This window comes from Pseudomonas sp. G3-39 (genome assembly GCF_054790485.1).
This window is the reverse complement of record NZ_CP186497.1, coordinates 5,739,034-5,762,074: the sequence shown is the minus strand read 5'-3', so window position 1 is coordinate 5,762,074 and position 23,041 is coordinate 5,739,034. Positions and strand designations below refer to the sequence as shown.

Genomic DNA, 23,041 nt, shown 5'->3' with positions numbered 1-23,041 from the left:
TTTACCGCCGAATACGTGCATGTGGAACCGCCGTGCAGGTATCCACGATTCACCCCCATTAGAAAATTATCCGAGCTGCGATCAAGGAGGATCGGCAAGTTCGGCCAGGAGCTGTCCATGTCTCAACCTCGCGCTCGGATCGCCTCGCAGCTGGGCCTCGCGCTCGCTGTGATACTGGCGATCGTCATCAGCGGCAGTACGGTGTTCGCCCTGCGTTCGCTGGATTCCGCCAACCTCGCCACCCGTGAAGAGCACCTCGCCAGTGAGGCGCGGCTGCTGGCCGACCAGTTGAGCACTTTCCACGGCACGCTGCGCGAAAGCACCCAGCGCCTGAGCGGGCTGTTCGAGAAGCGCTTCAGCGCGGGCCTGAGCATTCACCCGGATGAACCGGTGAACGTCGCCGGCACCCAGACCCCGGGCCTGCACCTGGGCAGCGAAGTGTTGAACAACAACTTCAAGGAAGTCGACGAGTTCAAGCAGATGACCGCCGGCGTTGCCACGCTGTTCGTGCGCAGCGGCGAAGACTTCGTGCGGGTCAGCACCTCGTTGACCAAACAGGACGGCACGCGCGCTATCGGTACTCTGCTCGATCACGCACACCCGGCCTACGCGAAGTTGATGGCGGGTCAGGGTTACGTCGGCCGCGCGCTGCTGTTCGATCGTTCCTACATGACCCAATACACCCCGGTGCGCGATGGCAGAGGCAAAGTGATTGCGGTGTTGTTCGTTGGTTTTGATTACACCGATGCGCAGAACGCCCAGTTCGACAACCTCAAGCGCTTCCGCATCGGCCAGACCGGTTCGCTGGCGCTGCTGGATGAGCAGAACAGATGGTTGGTGGCCCCGGCGGGTGTCCAGGCATTGGATCAGGCGGTTACGGTGATTGGCGCTCTGGCCAAGACCCCTGGCAAAGGTCAGTTCTGGGGCGACAAGAACGAAGATTTCTACAGTGTTTCGGTACCGTTCGACGGTGGGCCGTGGGCGGTAGTGGCGAGCATGCCGAAAGCCGAGATTCGCGCGGTGACCTGGAGCGTCGGCACGCAACTGGCCATCGGCAGCCTGCTGGCGATGCTGTTGGCGGTGGGTTCGGTGGTGTGGTTGCTGCGCAGCAAACTGGCGCCGCTGAGTGATCTGGTGCGTCAGGCCGAAGCGCTGGGCGCAGGTGATCTGAGCGTGCGCCTGAACGTGTCGAGCAACGACGAGATCGGACAGTTGTCCCGTGCGTTCAACCAGATGAGCCAGGCGCTGTCGACGATGGTCGAACACATCCGCCGCTCCTCGGAAGAGGTCAACAGCCGCGCCCAGGCATTGTCCGGTTTGTCCGGTGGTGCCTACGAAGGCATGGAGCAGCAGTCCGGCGAAATCACCAGCATGGCCGGCGCAGTTGAAGAGTTCAGCGCCACCTCGCTGAACATTGCCGACAACATGGGTGCCACCCAGCGTCTGGCCCAGGAAAACGCTCAGCAGACGCAGATCGGTCGTACTTCCATGGACGAAGCGTCTTCCTCGCTGGAGCAAATCGCTGGCGCGTTGAACACCACGGCTACCGTGATCAACACCCTTGGCCAGCGTTCCCAGGAAATCGGCGGCATTGTCAGTGTGATCACCTCGATTGCCGAACAGACCAACCTGCTGGCGCTCAACGCGGCTATCGAAGCGGCCCGTGCCGGTGAACAGGGCCGTGGTTTTGCCGTGGTCGCCGATGAGGTGCGTAACCTGGCGTCGCGCACCCGTCAGGCCACTGATGAAATCTCCGGGATGATTCACAGCATCCAGCAGGAAACCGGCAACGCCATCAGCACCATGGAGCAGGGCAACCTGCTGATGCAGGAAGGCCTGTCGCGCAACGCCAACGTGGCGTCGGCGCTGGCGCGGATCGATGAGCAGAGCCGTTCGGCAGGGCAGCAGTTCGCCGCGATTACCACCGCGACCCAGGAGCAGAGCAGCACGGCTACTTTGCTCAGCAGTAACCTGCAGAGCATTGCGCTGGCCAACAGTGAGCAGCGTGAGGTGGTGTCGAACCTCGCGGTCACCGCCAAAGAGCTTGAAAAGCTGGCGGCGGATTTGCGTTCCGAGGTTGATCGCTTCCGTTAATACAGCCTTGATATCGCTTTCGCGAGCAGGCTCGCTCCCACAGTTTCCGGGGTAGCTCATAAATCGTTTGAGCACCCGAATACTCTGTGGGAGCGAGCCTGCTCGCGAATGCAACGCCGCCGATCCATGGCAAATCATCCTATATGTCTCTCATCTTTTCTTGCTGAAACGTTTCCGCAGCGCTATAAAAATGGCACAACTCCAATAAAGGCTGCTGCCATGACCCCGTTCAAACTCGCCGTTGCATTCGGCGCACTCTCTGCTGCTTCCCACGCCATGGCCTGGGATTACGTACTCCTCGATACCAACAAGCCCGCGCAAAACTGGAGCATTACCAGTGAGCAGCTCGGGTTGAAAACCGCCAAGCCTTTCTCCGTGAGTCTGCGAACCTTGCACGGCGGACGACAGGAAGGTGTCAGCATCGTCGATATCGATAACGGCACGATGAAACTCTCGGTGGTGCCGACCCGCGGCATGAATGTCTTGCAGGCGTCGGTTGGTAACGTGCGCATGGGTTGGGATTCGCCGGTCAAGGAAGTGGTCAACCCGGCCTTCATCGAACTCAATGGACGCGGTGGTCTGGGCTGGCTGGAAGGCTTCAATGAGTTGGTGACCCGCTGCGGTTACGAATGGGTCGGCCATCCCGGTATGGACAATGGCGAGTTGCTGACCCTGCACGGCCGCGCCGCGAACATTCCGGCCAGCACTGTCACGCTGCACATCGATGAAAAACCACCCTACGCCATCAGTCTGCGCGGTGAACTGAAGGAACAGGCGTTCAAGAAAGTCGACTTCTCGGTCGTCACTGAGCTGGTCACCGAGCCGGGCAGCGTGCGCTTTGCCCTCAACGATACGCTGACCAACAACGGTGATTATCCGAAGGAATACCAGGCGCTGTATCACAGTAACTTCAGCACGCCGTTCCTCGAGCAGGGTGCACGGTTCGCGGCGCCGGTGAAACAGGTCTCGCCATTCAACGACAAGGCCAAAGCCGAGTTGGCGGACTGGCAGATTTATCGCGGTCCAACCAAGGACTACGACGAAACCGTCTATAACGTCGTGCCCTACGCCGACGCCAAAGGCGAAACCCTGACTGTTTTGCACAACAAGGCTGGCAGCCTCGGTGTCTCTGTTGGCTTCAATACACAACAGCTGCCAGTGTTTTCCCTGTGGAAAAATACCGACACCCAAGGGCAGGGCTATGTCACGGGCCTTGAGCCAGGCACCAGCTTTTCCTACAACCGCCGCTATCAGCGTCCGCTGAACCTGGTGCCGACCATTGCGCCAAAGGCCAGCCAACAGTTTCAGATCAGCTACAGCCTGCTGGCAGACAAAGGCGCTGTGGATAATGCGTTGAAGCACGTGAGCGAAATCCAGGCCGGGCGTGAAACCGAAGTGCGGCAGACGCCGCTGGTTGATCTGACTGAGCATTAAGGCGTCGCCGGACGGTACTGCAGCGCCTCGGCCAGATGTTCGCGCTTGATTGCATCGACTTGCTCAAGGTCTGCCAGGGTTCTGGCGACTTTGAGCAAACGATGGGCTGAGCGCAGCGACAAGGTCAGCCGCTCACAGGCTGATTCCAGCCATTTCTCATCGGCTGTGGATAGCTTGCAGTGCCGCTTCAGGCCTGGCAGATCGAGAAACGCATTGGCACAACGCTGACGCTTTTGCTGTCGTTCGCGTGCCTCGGCCACCACCGCTGCCGCACTGGCACTGTCCTCGCCCGGCTTCACTGCCGGATTCAACGCCGTCGCTTCCCGCGCCACCGTCAGGTGCAGATCAATCCGATCCAGCAACGGCCCCGATAGCTTGTTGCGGTAGCGCTGCACCATGTCCGGTGTACACGAGCACTTGCCGCTCGGCTCGCCAAGATATCCACAGGGACACGGATTCATTGCCGCCACCAACTGGAAACGCGCGGGAAAGCGTACGCGATCCTTGGCTCGGGCAATTACGATATGCCCGGATTCCAGCGGCTCGCGCAGCACCTCCAGTACCTTACGATCGAACTCCGGCAGCTCATCGAGAAACAGTACGCCATGGTGGGCGAGGGTGATCTCGCCGGGTTGCGGTTTCGAGCTGCCACCGACCAGTGCCGGCCCGGAGGCCGAGTGGTGCGGCTGGCGAAACGGCCGCTGTGGCCAATGAGTCAGTGGCACGCCGCTGGCGACCGATTGAATCGCTGCCACTTCTAGCGCCTCGCATTCGGATAGCGGCGGCAGCAGCCCGGGCAAGCGACTTGCCAACAAGGTCTTGCCGGTTCCCGGTGGCCCACTGAACAACAGGTTGTGCGCGCCTGCCGCCGCAATCAGCAGCGCCCGTTTCGCGGCCATCTGCCCTTGTACTTCGTTGAGGTCGGGATAAGGTTTCGCCGCATGGATCAGCCCGTCCGAGACATAAGGCTCGACCGGCGTATGCCCGTTGAAATGCGCCACCGCTTCCAGCAGATGATCCACCGCAAACACCTTCAAACCCGAGGCCAGGCACGCTTCTTCGGCATTCGCCCGCGGCACCACCAGTGCCCGCCCGGCCTTGCGCGCCGCGAGCGCCGCCGGCAACACCCCGCGTACCGGCCGCACAGCGCCGGACAACGCCAATTCACCCAGGCATTCCACATCATCCAGCGTCAGACACGGCACCTGCACACTCGCCGACAGAATCCCCAGGGCAATCGCCAGATCAAAGCGCCCGCCATCCTTGGGCAAGTCCGCCGGCGCCAGATTCAAGGTGATCCGCCGCGCCGGAAACTGCAGCCCGGAATTGATGATCGCGCTGCGCACCCGATCCTTGCTCTCCTTCACCGCCGCTTCGGGCAGGCCAACCATGGTCAGCGACGGCAGACCGTTGGCCAGATGGACTTCGACGGTAACGGCGGGAGCATCCACGCCAATCTGGGCGCGACTGTGGACGATGGAGAGGGACATGGTCGTTCCTTGAGCTGAATCGGGGAGCCGCTTCCTGCGGGTTTTTGAAGGTTAGTTGGGGAAGGGCGATCAGGCGGGGGCGAACTTTCACTGGATGTTGCGGGAAAGTGGTCAACAAATTTCGAGGCGAAAAAAAACCGCCTTGAGGAGACGGTTTTCATTTTGCAGGCTTCGGTGAGGCCAAGGCCTGCGTATCCTTTGCGGACACACTCACGTGCGATCAGGTTATGCATGTTTGCTCATTGGCGCAAGTATCAGATGGGCTTGAAAGGGGGGCAACGGTCCCGTTGATAGTGCCTCATAACGACTTGATACAAGTTGTTTAAATCGCTTTCTAAGGGCTGTCATAAAGTCCGCAATGACGATGCCCACTCATGGGGTATTCGCGAAGTGTGGCCGGGAGCGCAAAGACTTCATGTTCCTCGACACGGTGTGAGACCCGTGCCGGTACAGTATTTGAGGAACCCACACCCGGCCGCCTTAGCGGACATACTCACGTGTAGTCCCGAAGGTGTTCGTACGCCGGAAAGTGCATCGGAGGTTTGGCCCCACGCAAGGAGGGCCAAAGTATGTCTAAGTTTCTTAAACATATGTGGCGCCTCGTCAGAATCGCGTTATGGGCTTTTCGCCTGTACGAGTTTCTGCGAGACCGTTGGAATAATTCGTTGTAGAGGATTGATCTGACGGAAACCGCTCCTGCCTAGGCAGGAGCGGTTTAATTTCTTTCGCAAACTTCAAGGCACTTTGGCTCAGGGTCTGCAGACTTACTCGGCCGGCGGCGTCAGCTTGGCTTCCATCTCGGCGACTTTGGCCTCAAGGCTTTCGAGGCGAGCACGAGTGCGGGCCAGTACGACCATCTGACTATCAAACTCTTCACGGCTCACCAAATCGAGTTTGCTGAACGCACTCTGCAGCAGCATCTTGAACTGGCTTTCGATTTCGGCTTTCGGCAGCGGGGTGTCGCCGCTGAACAGGCGGGAGGCGGTGCCGCTCAGGGCGTCGAGGAAGTCTTTGGGCGCGAGCATGGAATGTGTCCTGTAAACAGTGGCGGGCAGTGTATCACGCAGTGTCTATAGTCATTGACGCAGGCACGGATGCACGCTTTTCGCGCAAGCAGACGGACGGCAACGCACCGTTGTTGTGCGTAACCGTCGGGGCTTTTTTGCGCGGGCGCCTGTGGCAGCGGCCAAGGGCTTGAAATCAGAGGAATTTGGCGAGATGGCAAGCTTTCTGCTTAGTCGGTAGTGACCCATGCACTGATGCAGTCGCTGTGACGAATGCAGTGCGGCAGGCGGGACGGGGAGTTTCGCCGGCAGCGGTTAGCTGGCGTCAGTCGGGCAGGTAAGGCCGACGATGCGTTACAAAGCCAGGCACTGCGCTTAGACTTGAGTCGGGTTTGTTTTCCTGGGGCAAGTCCACCAATTCGGGAGAGAGTTTCATGAAGCTAGTCACTGCCATCATCAAGCCGTTCAAGTTGGACGACGTGCGCGAGTCGCTGTCCGAAATCGGCGTGCAGGGCATTACCGTTACTGAAGTCAAAGGCTTCGGCCGGCAGAAGGGTCACACCGAGCTGTATCGCGGCGCGGAGTATGTGGTCGATTTTCTGCCCAAGGTGAAAATCGACGTGGCCATCGACGACAAGGATCTGGATCGGGTTATCGAGGCGATAACCAAAGCGGCCAACACCGGCAAGATCGGTGACGGCAAGATCTTCGTGGTCAATCTGGAACAGGCGATCCGCATCCGTACCGGCGAAACCGATACCGACGCGATTTAAGCCGCCACAAACCCCAACGCCCCAGGAGAAAACAATATGACTCTGCGTAAATTCGCAGGGCTAGGAGCCCTGTTGTCCATCGTAATGCCCGGCCTTGCAATGGCGGCAGACGAAGTGGCGGCCCCGGTCCTCAATTCCGGCGACACTGCCTGGATGCTCACCTCGACAGCCCTCGTGCTGTTCATGACCATCCCGGGCCTGGCGCTGTTTTACGGCGGCATGGTTCGCTCGAAAAACATTCTTTCCGTGATGATGCAGTGCTTCGCCATTACCGGTCTGATCAGCATCCTGTGGGTCATTTATGGCTACAGCATTGCGTTCGACACCACCGGCATGGAGCAGGGCGTCGTCAACTTCAACTCGTTCTTCGGCGGCATGGGCAAGGCGTTCCTCGCCGGTGTCACGCCTTCGAGCCTGACCGGCCCTGCGGCGCTGTTCCCCGAGGCGGTGTTCATCACCTTCCAGATGACCTTCGCGATCATCACCCCGGCGCTGATTGTCGGTGCGTTCGCCGAGCGGATGAAATTCTCCGCGATGCTGATTTTCATGGGCATCTGGTTCACCCTCGTCTATGCACCGATCGCGCACATGGTCTGGTCCGGTAACGGCGGCCTGATGTGGGACTGGGGCGTACTCGACTTCGCGGGCGGCACAGTGGTGCACATCAACGCCGGTGTGGCCGGTCTGATTGCCTGCCTGGTATTGGGCAAGCGCAAAGGTTTCCCGACCACCCCGATGGCACCGCACAACCTCGGTTACACCCTGATGGGTGCAGCGATGTTGTGGGTTGGCTGGTTCGGCTTCAACGCCGGTTCCGCCGCAGCCGCCAACGGCACCGCCGGCATGGCGATGCTGGTCACTCAGATTGCAACAGCAGCAGCGGCTCTGGGCTGGATGTTCGCGGAGTGGATCACTCACGGCAAGCCAAGCGCACTGGGCATCGCCTCGGGTGTGGTTGCCGGTCTGGTGGCAATCACTCCGGCGGCCGGCACTGTGGGCCCGATGGGTGCACTGGTGATCGGTCTGGCGGCAGGTGTGGTGTGCTTCTTCTGCGCCACCACGCTGAAACGCAAACTCGGCTATGACGACTCTCTGGACGCGTTCGGCGTACACGGTATCGGCGGTATCCTCGGTGCGATCCTCACCGGTGTGTTCGCTGCACCGTCGCTGGGTGGCTTCGGCACCGTCACCGACATCGCCGCTCAAGTGTGGATTCAGTGCAAAGGTGTCGGCTTCACGGTGATCTACACCGCGATCGTCACCTTCATCATCCTCAAGGTCCTGGACGCCGTGATGGGTCTGCGTGTGACCGAGGAAGAAGAGTCGGTGGGTCTCGATCTGGCACAACACAACGAACGCGGCTACAACCTGTAAGTTCGCGCATTAAAAAACTTGCCCGGTTCGCCGGGCATTTTTTTGTCTGGAATTTGTCATTGAAAGGAAGGCTGAAAGGATTTTTCGTACGGCTTTGGTCGTGTTTACGGCGGGCATTTTTCTGCGGCCAATCGCTTACATCATTGCAGGAATATTAGGGCCTTTGTTTTTTCCCAGAGCGCGCTAGAATGCGCCCCGAACGTGCGGAGAACTGTATGTGGCAACAGACTCTGATAACCCTGCGGGCACGGCCCCGGGGCTTTCATCTGGTAACGGACGAGTTACTCGCCGGCCTGCCTGAACTCAAGGCGTGCCGGGTCGGTCTGTTGCATTTGTGGCTGCAGCACACCTCGGCGTCGTTGACCATCAACGAGAACGCCGATCCGGCGGTCCGTCGCGACTTCGAACGATTTTTCAATCGTCTGATCCCACAAGGAACAGACGGCTATGAGCATAACGACGAAGGCCTGGACGACCTCCCGGCGCACTTCAAGGCCAGCGTACTTGGCTGTCAGATCAGTCTGCCGGTTTCGGCAGGGCGACTGGCACTGGGCACCTGGCAAGGTGTTTATCTGGGCGAGCACCGTGATCATGGCGGTGCCCGTAAAGTCCTCGCCACCCTGCACGGTGAAGGGGCGTAAACCGTTGGTCACCCGCGGTTACCGATTTTTTTCCGGCGACTTTCGACAGTCGCCAAAGCTGGTCTATAACTAATCTGCTTTTCGCAAGTCATGAGGTAGAACATGAGCGACGATGATCTGGAAAACGACGACCTCGAAGTAGGCGACGAAGACGAGGCCGAGGACGGTCTGGAAGCAGCAGCGGAAGACGTTGCTGAAGACGATGGCGGTGACGATACGCCGGCCCCGGCTGCCAAAGGCAAAGCCAAGGCTGCGGTGTCGGTCGACGAGTTGCCGAGCATCGAAGCCAAGAACAAGGAGCGCGACGCCCTGGCCAAGGCCATGGAAGAATTCCTTGCGCGCGGCGGCAAGGTGCAGGAAGTGGAGGCCAACGTGGTCGCCGATCCGCCCAAGAAGCCGGACAACAAGTACGGCAGCCGCCCTATCTGAGGCGTGCTACCTGCTTGCTGAAAAAGCCCGCCGTCGCTGCGGGCTTTTTCATGCCTGAAACAAAGAGGTCATGGATACACGCAACCCCCTGTGGGAGCGGGCTTGCTCGCGAAGGCGGTGTGTCATTCAAATTGTATGTCGACTGACACGGCCTCTTCGCGAGCAAGCCCGCTCCCACAGGGGGTTACGTCAGGTGGAGAGGGCATTCCAGCGTGCGAGCACGGCTGGCAAATCGGTCAGGCTGCGGATTTCAGCATCCGGCAGTCGCTCGGCTTCCCAGACCTTGCCCGTCGGGTTGAACCAGACGGCACGCATGCCCGCTTGTTGCGCCCCGGCAATGTCATCGCCCGGATGATCGCCGATATGTACGGCGGTTTCGGCTGTGGCGCCACCACGCTGCAACGCCTCGTGAAACAGCCGCACATCCGGCTTGGCGATACCGATATCTTCGGCGCACAAGGCAAACTTGAAGTAATCCGCCAGGCCCAGCCGACGCACGTCGGCGTTGCCGTTGGTGACCACGCCGAGTGCGTAATGGTTGGCGAGGATTTCCAAAGTCGGTTCGACCTCCGGGAACACCTCGATCTGATGCCGCGCATGCAGGAACACTTCAAAGCTTTTGTCGGCCAGATCCGCAGCTTCGCCGTGGGCGTACCCGGCTTCTTCCAGCGCGTGGAACAGCACGCGCCTGCGCAACGCACTGATGCGGTGCTTGAGGCCCGGTTCGCTGGCCAGTACCCGCTCACGAATCCCCCACAAATGCTCCACCGGCACTGCGCCCAGGTTCGGTGCGTGTTCGCTCAGCCATTCGCGCAATACCGCTTCGGCACTGACGATCACCGGGGCGGTGTCCCACAGGGTGTCGTCAAGGTCGAAGGTGATCAACTGGATGCTCATGAATCGTCGCCTTTGCTGCGTTTGGCCCGTGGATGGGCGCTGTCGTAGACCGCCGCCAGGTGCTGGAAGTCCAGGTGGGTGTAGATCTGCGTGGTCTTGATGTCCGAGTGGCCGAGCAATTCCTGCACCGCGCGCAGGTCCTGTGAGGATTCCAGCAAGTGGCTGGCAAAGGAATGCCGCAGCATGTGCGGGTGCAGGTTCTGCCCCAGTTCGCGCTCGCCGGCCAGTTTCACCCGCACCTGAATCGCCCGTGGGCCGAGGCGGCGGCCTTGCTGGCTGACGAACACGGCGTCGTCGGCCGGGTTGGTCATGGCCCGCAGCGGCAGCCATTGCTCCAGTGCTCCGCGGGCCTTTTTGCCGACCGGCAGCAGGCGGGTCTTACTGCCCTTGCCGAGCACCTGAACCATGCCGGCGGCCAGATCCAGCTGATCGAGATTGAGCCCGGTCAGCTCGGACAGGCGCAGGCCCGAGGAATAGAACAATTCGAGAATCGCCTGATCGCGACGGGCCAGAAAGTCGTCCTCGACCGCGCCTTCAAGCAGTTGCAATGCGCGGTCGGTGTCGAGGGTTTTCGGCAGGCGCCGTTCGCCTTTCGGCGGCGCCAGACCGGTCGCCGGGTCGTGGTCGCACAGACCTTCGCGATTCAGATAGTGATAGAGCCCGCGCACCGCTGAAAGCAATCGGGCGAGACTGCGTGACGACTGACCCTGCGCATGCAGGCGGGCGATCAGGCTGCGCAGACGCTGAATATCCAGCGCCGCCCAACTGCCGATGTTCTGCTTGATGCACCAGCCGAGGACTTTATCGAGGTCGCGGCGATAGGCCGACAGGGTGTGCGGCGACACCTGTCGCTCACTGCGCAGGTGTTCGCAGTAAGCGTCCAGTTGTCGTTCCATGCTCAGCGTACCGAGCGCAGGGGGCTGTTGACCCGTGGCAGCACGCGGCCCATGACTTCGGCGATGTAGCTGAGGAACAGCGTGCCGACCGAGCTCTTGTAGTGCTGCGGATCACGGCTGGCGATCGCCAGAATGCCGTGGATGCCTTGATGGCTGACCGCGACTACCGCGGTGGAGCCGATCTGCTTGCGCTGTTCTTCGCCGAACAGGAAGTCCAGCTCATGTTCTCGCAGAGTGCCGCTGACGCTCTTGCCTTCGGTGAGCAGACCGCCGATCGCGGTTTGCGCGTCGGCATGAGTCACCCAGCGGCCAACCGGTGCCGGGTTGTCGCCGAGCAGGATCAGGCTGACAAAGGGCACCTGAAAGTCCTGGCGCAGGCTGTCTTCGACGCTGATCACCACGTCTTCCAGACTGGCCGCGTCCATCAGCGACAGGATCAGGCGGCGGGTCTTGTCGAACAGCCGGTCATTGTCGCGGGCGACGTCCATCAACTGCGAGAGACGATGACGCATCTCGATGTTGCGGTCGCGCAGGATGCTCATCTGCCGCTCGACCAGCGAAACGGTGTCACCGCGCTGGTGGGGAATGCGCATGGCGGGCAGCAGTTCTTCGTGCTCGACGAAGAAGTCCGGATGAGCCTCCAGGTATGCGGCAACCGCTGCCGCCTCCAGGCTCTCGGACGCGGATTCGTCGGACTGTCGGGCGGGTACCTGAGGCTTATCGGTCATGGCTTCTGCTCACTCAAAGACGCACTTGTCCTTCGTATACACGCACTGCCGGGCCGGTCATCAACACCGGGTGGCCAGGGCCTGCCCATTCAATGGACAGACGCCCGCCGGGCAGGTCGATCAACAGCGGCGAATCCATCCACCCCTGGCTGATGGCCGCAACTGCAGCGGCACAAGCGCCGGTGCCGCAGGCCTGGGTTTCCCCGGCCCCGCGTTCCCAGACGCGCAACTGCGCGCGGTTGCGGTCGATGACCTGGATGAAACCGACGTTGACCCGCGCCGGGAAGCGCGGATGGTGTTCGATTTTCGGCCCCAGTTCATGCACCGGTGCATTGTTGATGTCCTGTACGCGCAGCACCGCATGGGGGTTGCCCATTGACACAGCGGCCAGTTCGACCGTGGTGCCGTCGACTTCCAGCTGATAGCTGCTGGCCTGCGCCGGTGCGTCGAACGGAATATCCGCCGGCACCAGACGCGGCGCGCCCATGTTCACCCCGATCTGGCCGTCGTTACGCACGTCCAGCTCGATGATGCCGCCCTTGGTCTCGACGCGAATCTGCCGCTTGGCCGTCAGACGTTTGTCGAGCACGAAGCGCGCGAAGCAGCGCGCACCGTTGCCACACTGTTCCACTTCCGAGCCATCGGAGTTGAAGATCCGGTAACGGAAATCCACGTCCGGGTTGCTCGGTGCTTCGACGATCAGCAACTGGTCGAAACCGATACCGGTGTGCCGGTCGCCCCATTGCTTGGCGTGCTTGGGCTGAATATGCGCGTGCTGGCTGACCAGGTCGAGAACCATGAAGTCATTGCCCAGGCCGTGCATTTTGGTAAAACGCAGCAGCATGGGTTACTCCGGCAGCAGGCTTTCGCCGGCAAACAGCTCGGCCACGGTTTCGCGGCGGCGCACTTCAAAAACCTGATCACCGTCTACCAACACTTCAGCGGCACGGCCACGGGTGTTGTAGTTGGAACTCATCACGAAGCCGTAGGCACCGGCCGAATGCACGGCCAGCAGGTCGCCTTCTTCCAGCGCGAGCTCACGATCCTTGGCGAGGAAATCGCCGGTTTCGCAGATCGGGCCGACGATGTCGTATTTGCGCGCAGCGGAGTCACGCGGTTTGACCGCGGTGACGTCCATCCAGGCCTGATACAGCGCCGGGCGAATCAGGTCGTTCATCGCCGCGTCGACGATGGCGAAATCCTTGTGTTCGGTGTGCTTGAGGTACTCGACCTGGGTCAGCAGCACGCCGGCGTTGGCGACGATGAAGCGGCCCGGTTCGAACACCAGCGCCAGGTCACGACCGTTCAGACGCTCGCGCACAGCCTTGATGTAGTCGCCGGCCAGTGGCGGCTCTTCATCGCGATACCGCACGCCCAGGCCACCACCGAGATCGATGTGGCGCAGGTGGATGCCGCAGTCGCCGAGGCGGTCGACCAGATCCAGCAAGCGATCGAGGGCATCGAGGAACGGCGGCAGGGTGGTCAGTTGCGAGCCGATGTGGCAGTCGACACCGATCACTTCCAGGTTCGGCAGGTGCGCGGCACGCACGTACACGTCTTCGGCGTCGGCAATGGCGATGCCGAACTTGTTCTCTTTGAGACCGGTGGAAATGTACGGGTGGGTGCCGGCGTCGACGTCCGGGTTCACGCGCAGCGAGACCGGTGCGCGAACACCCAGCTCGGCAGCCACGACTTGCAGGCGCTCAAGCTCGTCGGTGGATTCGACGTTGAAGCAGTGCACGCCGACTTCCAGCGCGCGACGCATGTCGTCACGGGTCTTGCCGACGCCGGAGAACACGATCTTGTCGGCGCTGCCGCCAGCGGCGAGTACACGTTCCAGCTCGCCACGGGAAACGATGTCGAAACCGGCGCCGAGACGGGCCAGGACATTCAGAACCCCGAGGTTGGAGTTGGCCTTGACTGCGTAGCAGACCAGGTGCGGCATGCCGGCCAGCGCGTCGGCGTAGGCCAGATACTGGGCTTCGATGTGCGCACGCGAGTAGACGTAGGTGGGCGTGCCGAAGCGGTCGGCGATGGCGGACAGCGCCACACCTTCCGCGAACAGCTCCCCGCCACGGTAGTTAAAAGCGTCCATGGCGATCCCTTATTGGTAAACGTCGTGCTTGTGTGCTTTGGACGGCTGCTTTTGCGAAGACTGGGCTTGCTCGGCCGGGTCCTGATCGTCATCCGGCAGGTACAGCGGGCCTTTTTGACCACAGGCCGAAACGAGGCAGGCAACCGCGACGAGCGCAGCAAGGGAAGAGATCAGGCGCTTCATGGCGAAATCCTTGAAAATGCGTTAATTGCGCCGGAGTATACCGGCCACCCGGCAGCTTGCCTATGTGATGGCCCTCCCGTCTGGCGGGGCTAGTTATAGGCGCACCAAGCCCTGTGGGAGCGGGCTTGCTCGCGAAAGCGGTGGTTCTGCAGGCAGAATTGCTGGATGTACCGGCCTCTTCGCGAGCAAGCCCGCTCCCACCGGTACAGTGTTTACAGTGCTATTGATGTGCTTGGTCGTTAATCTTTGCAATCGGCCGGCAGCGTCCGTATCTTGCGGCGCTTGAGCCTGATCAGACATTTTTTGAGGTTGCCACAATGAGTTTGTCCGAAGCGCGTTTCCACGATCTGGTCGATGAAACCCAGGAAAAACTGGAGGACATCTTTGACGAAAGCGACCTGGATATCGACCTGGAAAGCTCGGCCGGTGTACTGACTGTGAAGTTTGAAAACGGCACGCAGCTGATTTTCAGTCGTCAGGAGCCGTTGCGTCAGCTGTGGTTGGCGGCGGTCTCCGGCGGTTTCCACTTCGACTACGACGAAGAGAGCGAGCGCTGGATGTGCGACAAGAGCGAAGAGCAATTGGGCGAAATGCTCGAACGCATCGTCAAGCAGCAGGCCGGTGTCGAATTCGATTTCGAAGGTCTGTGATTTCGTGACTGACACCGCATCTGTTCGTCCGCCAAAGCCGCTTTACAGCAACATCAGCCCGGCCGTGCCTTCGCCGTGCAGCGGCGTGTGCCGGCTGGATGAACAGAAGGTTTGTCTCGGCTGCTTCCGCCATGTCGAGGATATTCGCGAATGGCGCTCGGCAGACGATCAACGCCGCCGGATCATCTGCCAGCAGGCTGCCGCACGAAAAGCCCTGACTTGACTCGACTTTGTGGTGAGGGGATTTATCCCCGATAGACTGCGCAGCAGTCTCAGAAGCTTGGGGCCGCTGCGCGACCCATCGGGGATAAATCCCCTCGCCACAGGTGTTCTTGCCATATCAAAAGTGGGTGACTTGTATATTTTTTGAGCTGTGATAGTGTCCGAACACGCCTCAACCCATCGAGGCATGGTGAAAACCCCGTCTTTTTTGGCGGGGTTTTGCTTTTTTTGTGTGCAGAAGAAAGGAGTCTGCCCGGATCATGACCGCACCTTCCATCACTCTTACCCGTCTGGACGTGCAACGTCTGGAGCGCTTGATCGACAACCTGAATGAGAAAGACCAGGCTGCGCCGGGCGTGATCGCGCTGCAAACCGAACTGGACCGCGCCGATACACTGGTCGGCCACGATGAAGTGCCCGCTGATGTCGTGACGATGAATTCCCGTGTGCACTGCCGCGAAGAGGGCAGTGGCAAGGACTATCACCTGACATTGGTCTATCCCAAGGACGCTAACGCCGACGAAGGCAAGATCTCGATCCTCGCGCCGGTCGGCAGCGCGCTGCTGGGCCTGAAGGTCGGTCAGCACATCGACTGGCCGGCTCCGGGTGGCAAGACCCTGAAACTGACGTTGCTGGAAGTTGAATCGCAGCCTGCCAACGGCGGTGAATTCCGCGAGTGATCCCGCCTCAGACCTGTTCGAGCGCCTCGTTCAGGGCGCGCTCCAGGTCGGCCTTGTAGCGCAGATACAAATTGCTTGAACTCTGACCATCACCGAGCAGGCCCGAGAGGTCCAGGTCGGTGATGTAGCAGCGATAGCGCTCGGTCTCGCGGCGCTGCTCGACGATCTCCCGGGCGACCACGTGGAACAGCTGGTCGCCATATTCCAGCTCGCTGAATTCCCGTTGATTGCAATACAAGGTGACCTGCACCTCGCCCGGTGCGGCTTTGCCGACGATCGCCTGCACGTCGTAGAACGGTTTGTTGACCGGTGTCTGCGGCACCGGTCGTGGTTCGACCCGGCGCGCCCGCCCGGGGCCGGAAGGCAATAGCTGGTAATACAAGGTGTCGAGGCCGACCGCCTGGCTGCCATCCATCGGCAACAGCGCTTCGCGTCGGTACTGGATCGATTGCAGGAAGCGCTGCAGCGGTACCAGCAGGCTCTGTTCATCGTGATACGGCAGATGCTGTTGCCACAGCGCGTTGAACTCATCCAGCACGTACAGCTCGGCCTGTTGTTCGCTGATCCGGTAGAACACCTGAATCGATTCCGGCTGACCCATCGGCAGGATCAACGCGAGGTCGTGATCCTCCAGCGCCATCGGGTCCAGGTGCAGCGGGCTGTAGCGCGGCTGTTCTTCGCCCAGATAATCGAGCAGCGCCGGCAGTGTGGCGAGTGCGACATGGTTGATCTGGCCCGGCACCAGCTCCAGCACGTGATAGTGCTGTTGCACCTGAATCAGGTAGCGGTGATTGAGCTCGCTGAGCAGCAGGGTCTGCGCGGTGTCGATGACTTCTTCCACGCGCCGGGCAATGAACTGCGCGCGGTTGTGGCAGAAGCAGCGCACCTTCAATGACGGCTGCTGCGGGCCGCGCGGCAGATTGTTGAGGTAGTCGCGCAGGCAATCGAGCAGCGCGTGGGGGCCGTCGAAACGGTTGACCAGCACTTCATTCCAGCTGTTGAGCGTGACCTGATCGAGGGTCAGCACAAGGTTTTCGCGCACCCCGGCGTAACTCAGTGAGTCGGTGCGCTCGGTGGTCATCAGGATATTCAGGTCGCGGTGATGCTTGAGCGGATCGATACCGACGTTGACCAGCATCAGCACTTCGCTCGGCACCGCAGCGCGCAGCAGTCGTTCTTCGGCAACGGTCGGCAGGGGCAGGGCGATGCACTGCTGCAGGCTGCCGAGCAGGTTGAACAGCTCGAACTCGCTCATATCGCTAGTGCCGGGGTGCAGCGCCAGTCGGGTGCTGCTGTCGATCACACCGTTGCGGTGGCACCAGGTCAGCAGTTCGAGCAACTCGCGGCTGCGCTTGATCGGCGCGAAGTGCTCCCACTCCAGCGCGTTCAGGCTACCGTTGTACAAACCCCACTGGGTTTGCCCGGGCTCTTTTTTGTTCGGCGATTGCACCAGCGTCAGGGTGTCTTCGGCCAGATCCGGGGCGATGCCGGGATTGATGAATTCGACCTTGTCGGCCTTGCGCTCGAATGCGGCGTACAAGCGACGACCGAGCACGTTCAGGTCGCGCTTGTTGATCAGGCTGACGGTCTGTTCGCTGCGGGCGAACTGGGTCAGGAAGCGGTAGCTGTAATTCAGCTCATTGACCAGGGCGCGGCGTTCGGCGCTGACCTGGCGGACTTTCCACTGGCTGCGGCTGTCGAGCAAGGCCAGTTGCCGCTGATCCCAATGCCATTCGTGCGCCAGGCGCTCCAGCAGCGAACGCTGCCAGCTTTGGGTGCGGCTGTTGCCGGTGAGCTTGCGGTTGACCTTGAGGTACAGCGCGCGCCGCACCAGCTCCAGACGCTCCGGCTCGTTGCGGGCGCAGAGGTATTCCTCGATGCGTCGGTACACCACCATGTACGGATCCAGCTCATCCAGATCCAGCTGATTGGCGAACACGGCCTGCTTGTAGCGCAGGCTCAGGCACTGCACTTGCGGGTGTTCGCTGGCGTAGACCTCGGTCAGCAACAGCTTGAGCACCGACTTGTAGGGCGATTCGATGCCCTTGAACAATTGCCACAGGCCGGCACCGATGAACTCGCCCGGCGGAATTGTCGCCAGATGCCCGAGATCAAGCGTCTCGTCGGCGCGAATGAAACGCTTGGACAGCAGAGTGTGGGTGTACAGGTCGTAAGCGGTTTCTTCGTAGACCGGCACCAGCCACCAGATCGGTGTGCGCCCGGCCAGCCAGATCGCGGTGCGATAAAACTCGTCCAGCAACAGATAGTGCTGAGTGCTGCCGCAGTTTTCGGAGCTGAGCTGGGTGTCGCGTTCGCCTTTGACGAAGCGTACCGGGTCGATCAGAAAGAAGTGCGCCTCGGCGCCTTGGGTCGCGGCCCAGGCTTCGAGGAGCTGGCATTTTTTGCGCAGCTCGGCGAGTTCGTTTTCGCTCAGGTCCGGTGCGTGGCAAACCCACACGTCCATGTCGCTCTGATCGGCCTGGGCCAGGGTGCCGAGGCTGCCCATCAGAAACAGTCCGTGAATCGGCCGAGGCGGGTTGCTGCCATGGCGCGGCTTGTAGGAGAACGAGCGGGTCAGGCGCTGCGCTTCGGTGAGGGCGCTGGCGTCCGGTTCATAGTTGGATAGCCCGGCTGGGGTGCTGCCGGAAACATAGCCCGGCAACAGCGGGTGATTGACGTGGAAGAACAGTGGCAGCAGGGTCAGCACGCCTTGCTGGCGGCTCGACAGACCTTCGAGCGCCCGGCCAAGGCGACCCTCATTGAGCTTGAGAAAGCGCGCACGCAACTGGCTGAGCACCTTGCGGTCGATTCCCTCGTCCAGATCGGGGCGGATTTCATGGGTGCGCGTCATGTCAGCTCAAACCGGCTCGCAGGCTCGGACGAAGAGGGTCTCGGAATGGGAGGCAGTTTAGCCTTTGAGCAGCGGGACTTTTAAGCTGAATTTGTTTTTTGACGTCAGATTTTTAGCGGAGAGCGATCAAGCGGGCCCGCGGAAATCCCGTGGCAGGAGTTCCCGTGGGCAAAGACGGGGAAAAATCAGGCGGTTTCCTGCTCTCTCAAAATGGTCAGCACGGTTTGCACATTTTGCGCGGCATCACGACCCAGGCTGGTCAGATACCCGCCATCGGGCTGGTCGGTGAGGTCTTTCTCGAAGAGGCGTTTGGCGGCGGCGATATGCTTCGGGGCAGCGGTCTGATGAATTTTCAAACCTTCCTGGGAACTGTCCAGGGGAAAGAGTGCGAGGACTTCCAGTTCGGCAACCAGCTCAGGGGTAAGCGACATAAGGACTCCAGACTTTCTAGGAATTGGACGACAGCGCCCCTAAGGTGAACCCGCTTTTGCGGCATGTCCAGTGCTCAGATCAGGGATTTTGTCTTGAGGCGAATTCCAGTCTAGTCGGGGCCGGAGAGTTGGCTGGATGGATGGGTGACAAATTGTGTGGGAGCGAGCCTGCTCGCGAAAGCGGTATGTCATATCGCGTTGTTTTTGCTGATGCACGGCATTCGCGAGCAGGCTCGCTCCCACAGGGGAAATGTGCAGTTACTGCTTTTCCGGTGGCAACTCTGGCAACGCACGCAGCGCGGTTTCATACCACTCGGTATTGAACGCGCGGTCATCGTCAAGCATCGCGTCGATTTCGTAGGCCAGCACGTGGGCCATCAGATTCAGGATGTCATCACGCTCGTAACCGACCAGCGTCAGCTTGTTGAAGGTTGCCTTGGCCGCTGGAGGGTTGTCGCTTTCGATCTGGTTCTCGATCGCTTCGATCAGCGTCGATTCGGTGAACTCTTCTTCATCATTGTCGATGTCAGTCGGCTCGCTCATGGCAGGCTCCTCAAGGAAAGGCGCCAGTTTACCCGCATTCAGCGGCGTGATGCTGCTGGCAGGATCGAGCCAGGCGATCTATAAACAGTGCCTGCCCACCCCGCACGGCCTGGAGGCTATGTGATGTTCAAGCTCTACGGATTCGCTGTCAGCAACTACTACAACATGGTCAAGCTGGCGCTGCTGGAAAAAGGCCTGCCGTTCGAAGAGGTGACGTTCTACCCGACGCCGACCCCGCAATCGCTGGCGATCAGCCCGCGCGGCAAAGTACCGGTACTCGGCGTCGATGCCGGATTTATTAACGAAACCGCGATCATCCTCGAATACCTCGAGCAGACCCAGAAAGGCACGCCGCTGCTGCCGAGCGATCCATTCGAGCGGGCGCAGGTGCTGGCGATCGCCAAGGAAATCGAGTTGTACATCGAACTGCCGGGCCGCGCCTGTTATGGCGAAGCGTTCTTCGGCTCGCCGGTGCCGGAGGCGATCAAGGAGAAAACCAAAGCCGAGCTGCTGCTGGGTTTCGCGGCACTGGGCCGCCACGGCAAATTCGCCCCGTACGTGGCGGGCGACAGTTTGAGCATCGCGGATTTGTATTTCCTGTACAGCGTGCCGCTGGCGTGTGCGGTCGGGCAGAAACTGTTCGGGATCGATTTGTTGGCAGAGATGCCGAAAGCCAAGGCGCTGCTGGAGCGGCTTGAGCAGAATTCGCATGTGCAGAAGATTGCAGCTGACAAAGAGGCGGCGATGCCGGCGTTTTTGGCGATGATCGCTGCCAAGAAGTGAATTTTATAGCGCTCTGAAGGGAAGCCTTCGCGAGCAGGCTTGCTCCCACAGGGGATTTTTGTCGGCCACAAATTTTGTATTTAACAAAAATCCAAATGTGGGAGCGAGCCTGCTCGCGAAGCTTTTGACCTTAGCGGCTGGCGATGAGGGCCTGACCGCGAACCACCGCTGCCTTGACCTGCGCCGGCGCAGTCCCGCCGATATGGTCACGGGCATTCACCGAGCCTTCCAGGGTCAGTACGGCGAACACATCCTGTTCGATCTGGTCGCTGAACTGTCGCAGTTCTTCCAGGCTCATCTCGGCCAGATCCTTGCCGGTATCCACGCCGTACTTCACCGCGTGACCGACGATTTCGTGGCAGTCACGGAACGGCAGGCCACGGCGCACCAGGTAGTCCGCCAGATCGGTCGCGGTGGAGAAACCACGCAGGGCCGCTTCACGCATGATCGCGTGTTTCGGTTTGATCGCCGGGATCATGTCGGCAAACGCCCGCAGCGAATCGCGCAGGGTGTCGGCGGCGTCGAACAGCGGCTCTTTGTCTTCCTGGTTGTCCTTGTTGTAGGCCAGTGGCTGGCCCTTCATCAGGGTCAGCAGGCCCATCAGTGCGCCGAATACGCGACCGGTCTTGCCGCGTACCAGCTCCGGCACGTCCGGGTTTTTCTTTTGCGGCATGATCGAGCTGCCGGTGCAGAAGCGGTCCGGCAGATCGATGAACTGGAACTGCGCGCTGGTCCACAGCACCAGCTCTTCGGAGAAGCGCGACAGGTGCATCATCGCGATGCTCGCGGCCGAGCAGAATTCGATGGCGAAGTCGCGATCGGAAACGTTGTCCAGCGAGTTGCCGCCGACGGCGTCGAAACCCAGCAGTTGCGCGGTGTATTCGCGGTCGATCGGATAGGTGGTGCCGGCCAGCGCGGCGCTGCCCAGCGGCATGCGGTTGGTGCGCTTGCGGCAGTCGACCAGACGCTCGTAGTCGCGGCTGAGCATTTCGAACCACGCCAGCATGTGGTGGCCGAAGGTCACTGGCTGAGCAGTTTGCAGGTGAGTGAAGCCGGGCATGATGCTGGCGGCTTCGCGCTCGGCCTGCTCCAGCAGACCTTTTTGCAAGCGGGTGATTTCGGCCAGGATCAGGTCGATCTCGTCACGCAGCCACAGACGGATGTCGGTGGCGACCTGGTCGTTGCGGCTGCGCCCGGTGTGCAGTTTCTTGCCGGTGATACCGATGCGGTCGGTCAGGCGTGCTTCGATGTTCATGTGCACGTCTTCGAGGTCGACGCGCCAGTCGAACTGGCCGGCTTCGATTTCGCCCTGAATGGTCTTCAGGCCGTCGATGATGCTGTCGCGCTCGGCATCGGTCAGCACGCCGACCTTGGCCAGCATGGTGGCGTGGGCGATCGAGCCCATGATGTCGTGGCGATACAGGCGCTGGTCGAAGGTGACGGAGGCGGTGAAGCGGGCGACGAAGGCGTCGACGGGTTCACTGAAGCGGCCGCCCCAGGACTGATTGGTCTTGTCAGTGCTCATGAATTCGCTCGTATCGGCTTGAAGAAAGAAGGCGTGAAACGCTGGCGCGGATAATAACAGGGTTGCCAATCCTGTCGCTGACACCGGTCGATACGTTTTTTTCTCATCTGCTCATTCATAGTCGGCGCCGTCTGCGGGGGATTTGCGCAAGGATATTTTTCGATTGAGCAATATCGGCCCGGCAAGCGTCTACAGTTGGACATAAGGGTCGGCGCGACTGCGGATCGCACAAAGGTCCGGACGCCGACTATAAGAAGAGGGGGTGGGTGGTTTTGTCCTTTGGCATACCCCGTGAAAAACGCAGGAAACAGCGGGCTTTGAGCAGTACGACCCGGACACTGGCAAATATTGCTGGCCGACGTACGGCACTTTTTGGCGCTCGGGCTAGTCTTAGCGTGGATCGCGGTGACGGACGTCACTTCACCTGTCTACGCTATCCTTGTGCGAGACTCACGCAGGAATCCAGCGCAATATGAATGTCCTGATCGTTGATGACGAACCACTGGCTCGCGAGCGCCTAAGCCGAATGGTAAGCGAGCTCGAGGGTTATACAGTCCTGGAGCCCAGCGCCACGAATGGCGAAGAGGCGTTGGCGCTGATCGACAGCCACAAGCCGGATATCGTGCTGCTCGATATCCGCATGCCGGGCCTCGATGGCCTGCAGGTCGCTGCCCGTCTGTGCGAACGTGAAACGCCGCCGGCTGTGGTGTTTTGCACCGGCCCCGATGAATTTGCCGTGGAAGCCCTGCAGGCCAGCGCCGTGGGCTATGTGGTGAAACCCGTGCGAACCGAACATCTGCATGAAGCCCTGAAACGGGCTGAACGTCCCAACCGGACGCAACTCTCGGCCCTGACCCGTCCCGCCGCCGAAAGCGGTAACGGCCCGCGCAGTCATATCAGCGCCCGCACCCGCAAAGGCATCGAGCTGATCCCGCTGGATCAGGTGGTCTATTTCATTGCCGATCACAAATACGTGACTTTGCGCCATGAGAGCGGCGAGGTGCTGCTGGACGAGCCGCTTAAGGCCCTCGAAGACGAATTCGGCGAGCGTTTCGTGCGCATCCACCGCAACGCGCTGGTCGCCCGCGACCGAATCGAGCGTCTGCAACGCACACCGCTGGGGCATTTCCAGCTGTTCCTCAAAGGCCTTAATGGTGATGCGCTGATTGTCAGCCGCCGGCATGTGGCCGGTGTGCGCAAGATGATGCAGGGCCTCTGACCCGGCCTTCGCGCGCGGTTGCACTTTCTTCTACCGGGCATTGCAGGCCAGGGAGGCCACGCCGTTTCTGATTCAAGTCAAAGTGGATTTGGCTGAGCT

The 23,041-nt window shown here is 60.7% G+C and carries 23 protein-coding genes; 11 read left to right on the top strand and 12 right to left on the bottom strand.

Features of this window, described 5'->3' with window-relative positions:
• The first annotated feature begins 117 nt into the window (after nt 1-117).
• Both ACOYXG_RS26085 and ACOYXG_RS26080 read left to right on the top strand, forming a co-directional pair.
• Entirely contained in the window at nt 118-2,094 is a 1,977-nt protein-coding gene (locus ACOYXG_RS26085; RefSeq protein ID WP_460354816.1) for a methyl-accepting chemotaxis protein, read from the top strand.
• A 219-nt stretch (nt 2,095-2,313) separates the two neighbouring features.
• A complete protein-coding gene (locus ACOYXG_RS26080) occupies nt 2,314-3,528 on the top strand; it encodes an aldose 1-epimerase family protein (RefSeq protein ID WP_460354814.1) in 1,215 nt (404 codons plus the stop codon).
• Here the strand turns inward: ACOYXG_RS26080 and ACOYXG_RS26075 are convergent.
• Together ACOYXG_RS26075 and ACOYXG_RS26070 are read right to left on the bottom strand one after the other, a co-directional pair.
• Complete coding sequence (locus tag ACOYXG_RS26075; protein WP_460354811.1) at nt 3,525-5,018, bottom strand: YifB family Mg chelatase-like AAA ATPase; 1,494 nt, start codon at nt 5,016-5,018, stop codon at nt 3,525-3,527. The genes ACOYXG_RS26080 and ACOYXG_RS26075 overlap by 4 nt on opposite strands.
• A gap of 764 nt (nt 5,019-5,782) precedes the next feature.
• On the bottom strand, nt 5,783-6,043 hold the full coding sequence (locus tag ACOYXG_RS26070) for an accessory factor UbiK family protein (protein ID WP_007920416.1): 261 nt from the start codon (nt 6,041-6,043) through the stop codon (nt 5,783-5,785).
• A 413-nt stretch (nt 6,044-6,456) separates the two neighbouring features.
• On the opposite strand from ACOYXG_RS26070, the gene glnK reads away from it, so the two are divergent.
• The 4 genes from glnK (at nt 6,457) to sutA (ending at nt 9,239) form a co-directional block, all read left to right on the top strand.
• Complete coding sequence (gene glnK, locus ACOYXG_RS26065; RefSeq protein WP_002555808.1) at nt 6,457-6,795, top strand: P-II family nitrogen regulator; 339 nt, start codon at nt 6,457-6,459, stop codon at nt 6,793-6,795.
• 36 nt (nt 6,796-6,831) lie between these two features.
• The gene (locus ACOYXG_RS26060; RefSeq protein WP_027610437.1) at nt 6,832-8,169 is read left to right on the top strand and encodes an ammonium transporter; all 1,338 of its coding nucleotides are present in this window, start codon (nt 6,832-6,834) and stop codon (nt 8,167-8,169) included.
• A gap of 215 nt (nt 8,170-8,384) precedes the next feature.
• A complete protein-coding gene (locus ACOYXG_RS26055) occupies nt 8,385-8,810 on the top strand; it encodes a secondary thiamine-phosphate synthase enzyme YjbQ (RefSeq protein WP_003229414.1) in 426 nt (141 codons plus the stop codon).
• 102 nt (nt 8,811-8,912) lie between these two features.
• Nucleotides 8,913-9,239, top strand: coding sequence for a transcriptional regulator SutA (gene sutA, locus ACOYXG_RS26050; RefSeq protein WP_007951900.1), 327 nt, complete (start codon nt 8,913-8,915; stop codon nt 9,237-9,239).
• 189 nt (nt 9,240-9,428) lie between these two features.
• On the opposite strand, the gene ACOYXG_RS26045 is transcribed toward sutA, so the two are convergent.
• The 6 genes from ACOYXG_RS26045 to lptM are packed head-to-tail and all read right to left on the bottom strand — an operon-like array spanning nt 9,429 to nt 14,038.
• On the bottom strand, nt 9,429-10,136 hold the full coding sequence (locus ACOYXG_RS26045) for an HAD family hydrolase (protein ID WP_460354806.1): 708 nt from the start codon (nt 10,134-10,136) through the stop codon (nt 9,429-9,431).
• The gene (xerC, locus tag ACOYXG_RS26040; protein WP_460354803.1) at nt 10,133-11,032 is read right to left on the bottom strand and encodes a tyrosine recombinase XerC; all 900 of its coding nucleotides are present in this window, start codon (nt 11,030-11,032) and stop codon (nt 10,133-10,135) included. The genes ACOYXG_RS26045 and xerC overlap by 4 nt, the downstream gene beginning before the upstream one ends.
• A 2-nt stretch (nt 11,033-11,034) precedes the next feature.
• On the bottom strand, nt 11,035-11,760 hold the full coding sequence (locus tag ACOYXG_RS26035) for a DUF484 family protein (protein WP_096796105.1): 726 nt from the start codon (nt 11,758-11,760) through the stop codon (nt 11,035-11,037).
• Between the two features lie 13 nt (nt 11,761-11,773).
• On the bottom strand, nt 11,774-12,604 hold the full coding sequence (gene dapF, locus ACOYXG_RS26030; protein ID WP_027610441.1) for a diaminopimelate epimerase: 831 nt from the start codon (nt 12,602-12,604) through the stop codon (nt 11,774-11,776).
• A gap of 3 nt (nt 12,605-12,607) precedes the next feature.
• Nucleotides 12,608-13,855: a diaminopimelate decarboxylase gene (lysA, locus tag ACOYXG_RS26025; protein ID WP_027610442.1), complete on the bottom strand. Its 1,248-nt coding sequence runs from the start codon at nt 13,853-13,855 to the stop codon at nt 12,608-12,610.
• Nucleotides 13,856-13,864: 9 nt separating this feature from the next.
• Complete coding sequence (lptM, locus tag ACOYXG_RS26020) at nt 13,865-14,038, bottom strand: LPS translocon maturation chaperone LptM (RefSeq protein WP_007911098.1); 174 nt, start codon at nt 14,036-14,038, stop codon at nt 13,865-13,867.
• A 317-nt stretch (nt 14,039-14,355) separates the two neighbouring features.
• On the opposite strand from lptM, the gene cyaY reads away from it, so the two are divergent.
• From cyaY to rnk, 3 genes are all read left to right on the top strand, one after another.
• Nucleotides 14,356-14,688 carry an iron donor protein CyaY gene (gene cyaY / locus ACOYXG_RS26015; protein ID WP_003229398.1) on the top strand — a complete coding sequence of 111 codons (333 nt, stop codon included), beginning with the start codon at nt 14,356-14,358 and terminating at the stop codon, nt 14,686-14,688.
• Nucleotides 14,689-14,692: 4 nt separating this feature from the next.
• The gene (locus tag ACOYXG_RS26010) at nt 14,693-14,911 is read left to right on the top strand and encodes a DUF1289 domain-containing protein (protein ID WP_460354797.1); all 219 of its coding nucleotides are present in this window, start codon (nt 14,693-14,695) and stop codon (nt 14,909-14,911) included.
• A gap of 259 nt (nt 14,912-15,170) precedes the next feature.
• Complete coding sequence (gene rnk, locus ACOYXG_RS26005) at nt 15,171-15,590, top strand: nucleoside diphosphate kinase regulator (RefSeq protein ID WP_003229397.1); 420 nt, start codon at nt 15,171-15,173, stop codon at nt 15,588-15,590.
• 7 nt (nt 15,591-15,597) lie between these two features.
• Here the strand turns inward: rnk and ACOYXG_RS26000 are convergent, their stop codons facing one another.
• From ACOYXG_RS26000 to ACOYXG_RS25990, 3 genes are all read right to left on the bottom strand, one after another.
• Nucleotides 15,598-18,441, bottom strand: coding sequence for a class I adenylate cyclase (locus tag ACOYXG_RS26000; protein ID WP_460354794.1), 2,844 nt, complete (start codon nt 18,439-18,441; stop codon nt 15,598-15,600).
• Nucleotides 18,442-18,626: 185 nt separating this feature from the next.
• Nucleotides 18,627-18,872, bottom strand: coding sequence for a TIGR02647 family protein (locus ACOYXG_RS25995; RefSeq protein WP_027610446.1), 246 nt, complete (start codon nt 18,870-18,872; stop codon nt 18,627-18,629).
• A gap of 258 nt (nt 18,873-19,130) precedes the next feature.
• On the bottom strand, nt 19,131-19,415 hold the full coding sequence (locus tag ACOYXG_RS25990) for a hypothetical protein (protein WP_460354791.1): 285 nt from the start codon (nt 19,413-19,415) through the stop codon (nt 19,131-19,133).
• 123 nt (nt 19,416-19,538) lie between these two features.
• Between ACOYXG_RS25990 and ACOYXG_RS25985 the strand changes: the two genes are divergently transcribed.
• On the top strand, nt 19,539-20,198 hold the full coding sequence (locus ACOYXG_RS25985) for a glutathione S-transferase family protein (protein ID WP_460354788.1): 660 nt from the start codon (nt 19,539-19,541) through the stop codon (nt 20,196-20,198).
• Nucleotides 20,199-20,328: 130 nt separating this feature from the next.
• On the opposite strand, the gene argH is transcribed toward ACOYXG_RS25985, so the two are convergent.
• Complete coding sequence (argH, locus tag ACOYXG_RS25980; RefSeq protein WP_027610449.1) at nt 20,329-21,723, bottom strand: argininosuccinate lyase; 1,395 nt, start codon at nt 21,721-21,723, stop codon at nt 20,329-20,331.
• A 472-nt stretch (nt 21,724-22,195) separates the two neighbouring features.
• Here argH and ACOYXG_RS25975 point away from each other — a divergent pair, with 472 nt between their 5' ends.
• A complete protein-coding gene (locus ACOYXG_RS25975) occupies nt 22,196-22,942 on the top strand; it encodes a LytR/AlgR family response regulator transcription factor (protein WP_460354785.1) in 747 nt (248 codons plus the stop codon).
• Nucleotides 22,943-23,041 lie beyond the last annotated feature (99 nt).

Coding starts and splice junctions, on each gene's coding strand:
- glnK (WP_002555808.1), top strand. CDS start 6,457: ATGAAGCTAGTCACTGCCATCATCAAGCCGTTCAAGTTGGACGACGTG.
- cyaY (WP_003229398.1), top strand. CDS start 14,356: ATGAGTTTGTCCGAAGCGCGTTTCCACGATCTGGTCGATGAAACCCAG.
- lptM (WP_007911098.1), bottom strand. CDS start 14,038: ATGAAGCGCCTGATCTCTTCCCTTGCTGCGCTCGTCGCGGTTGCCTGC.
- ACOYXG_RS26085 (WP_460354816.1), top strand. CDS start 118: ATGTCTCAACCTCGCGCTCGGATCGCCTCGCAGCTGGGCCTCGCGCTC.
- lysA (WP_027610442.1), bottom strand. CDS start 13,855: ATGGACGCTTTTAACTACCGTGGCGGGGAGCTGTTCGCGGAAGGTGTG.
- sutA (WP_007951900.1), top strand. CDS start 8,913: ATGAGCGACGATGATCTGGAAAACGACGACCTCGAAGTAGGCGACGAA.
- argH (WP_027610449.1), bottom strand. CDS start 21,723: ATGAGCACTGACAAGACCAATCAGTCCTGGGGCGGCCGCTTCAGTGAA.
- xerC (WP_460354803.1), bottom strand. CDS start 11,032: ATGGAACGACAACTGGACGCTTACTGCGAACACCTGCGCAGTGAGCGA.
- ACOYXG_RS26070 (WP_007920416.1), bottom strand. CDS start 6,043: ATGCTCGCGCCCAAAGACTTCCTCGACGCCCTGAGCGGCACCGCCTCC.
- ACOYXG_RS26055 (WP_003229414.1), top strand. CDS start 8,385: ATGTGGCAACAGACTCTGATAACCCTGCGGGCACGGCCCCGGGGCTTT.
- ACOYXG_RS25975 (WP_460354785.1), top strand. CDS start 22,196: ATGAATGTCCTGATCGTTGATGACGAACCACTGGCTCGCGAGCGCCTA.
- rnk (WP_003229397.1), top strand. CDS start 15,171: ATGACCGCACCTTCCATCACTCTTACCCGTCTGGACGTGCAACGTCTG.
- ACOYXG_RS26075 (WP_460354811.1), bottom strand. CDS start 5,018: ATGTCCCTCTCCATCGTCCACAGTCGCGCCCAGATTGGCGTGGATGCT.
- dapF (WP_027610441.1), bottom strand. CDS start 12,604: ATGCTGCTGCGTTTTACCAAAATGCACGGCCTGGGCAATGACTTCATG.
- ACOYXG_RS26035 (WP_096796105.1), bottom strand. CDS start 11,760: ATGACCGATAAGCCTCAGGTACCCGCCCGACAGTCCGACGAATCCGCG.
- ACOYXG_RS26060 (WP_027610437.1), top strand. CDS start 6,832: ATGACTCTGCGTAAATTCGCAGGGCTAGGAGCCCTGTTGTCCATCGTA.
- ACOYXG_RS25985 (WP_460354788.1), top strand. CDS start 19,539: ATGTTCAAGCTCTACGGATTCGCTGTCAGCAACTACTACAACATGGTC.
- ACOYXG_RS25990 (WP_460354791.1), bottom strand. CDS start 19,415: ATGAGCGAGCCGACTGACATCGACAATGATGAAGAAGAGTTCACCGAA.
- ACOYXG_RS25995 (WP_027610446.1), bottom strand. CDS start 18,872: ATGTCGCTTACCCCTGAGCTGGTTGCCGAACTGGAAGTCCTCGCACTC.
- ACOYXG_RS26045 (WP_460354806.1), bottom strand. CDS start 10,136: ATGAGCATCCAGTTGATCACCTTCGACCTTGACGACACCCTGTGGGAC.
- ACOYXG_RS26000 (WP_460354794.1), bottom strand. CDS start 18,441: ATGACGCGCACCCATGAAATCCGCCCCGATCTGGACGAGGGAATCGAC.
- ACOYXG_RS26080 (WP_460354814.1), top strand. CDS start 2,314: ATGACCCCGTTCAAACTCGCCGTTGCATTCGGCGCACTCTCTGCTGCT.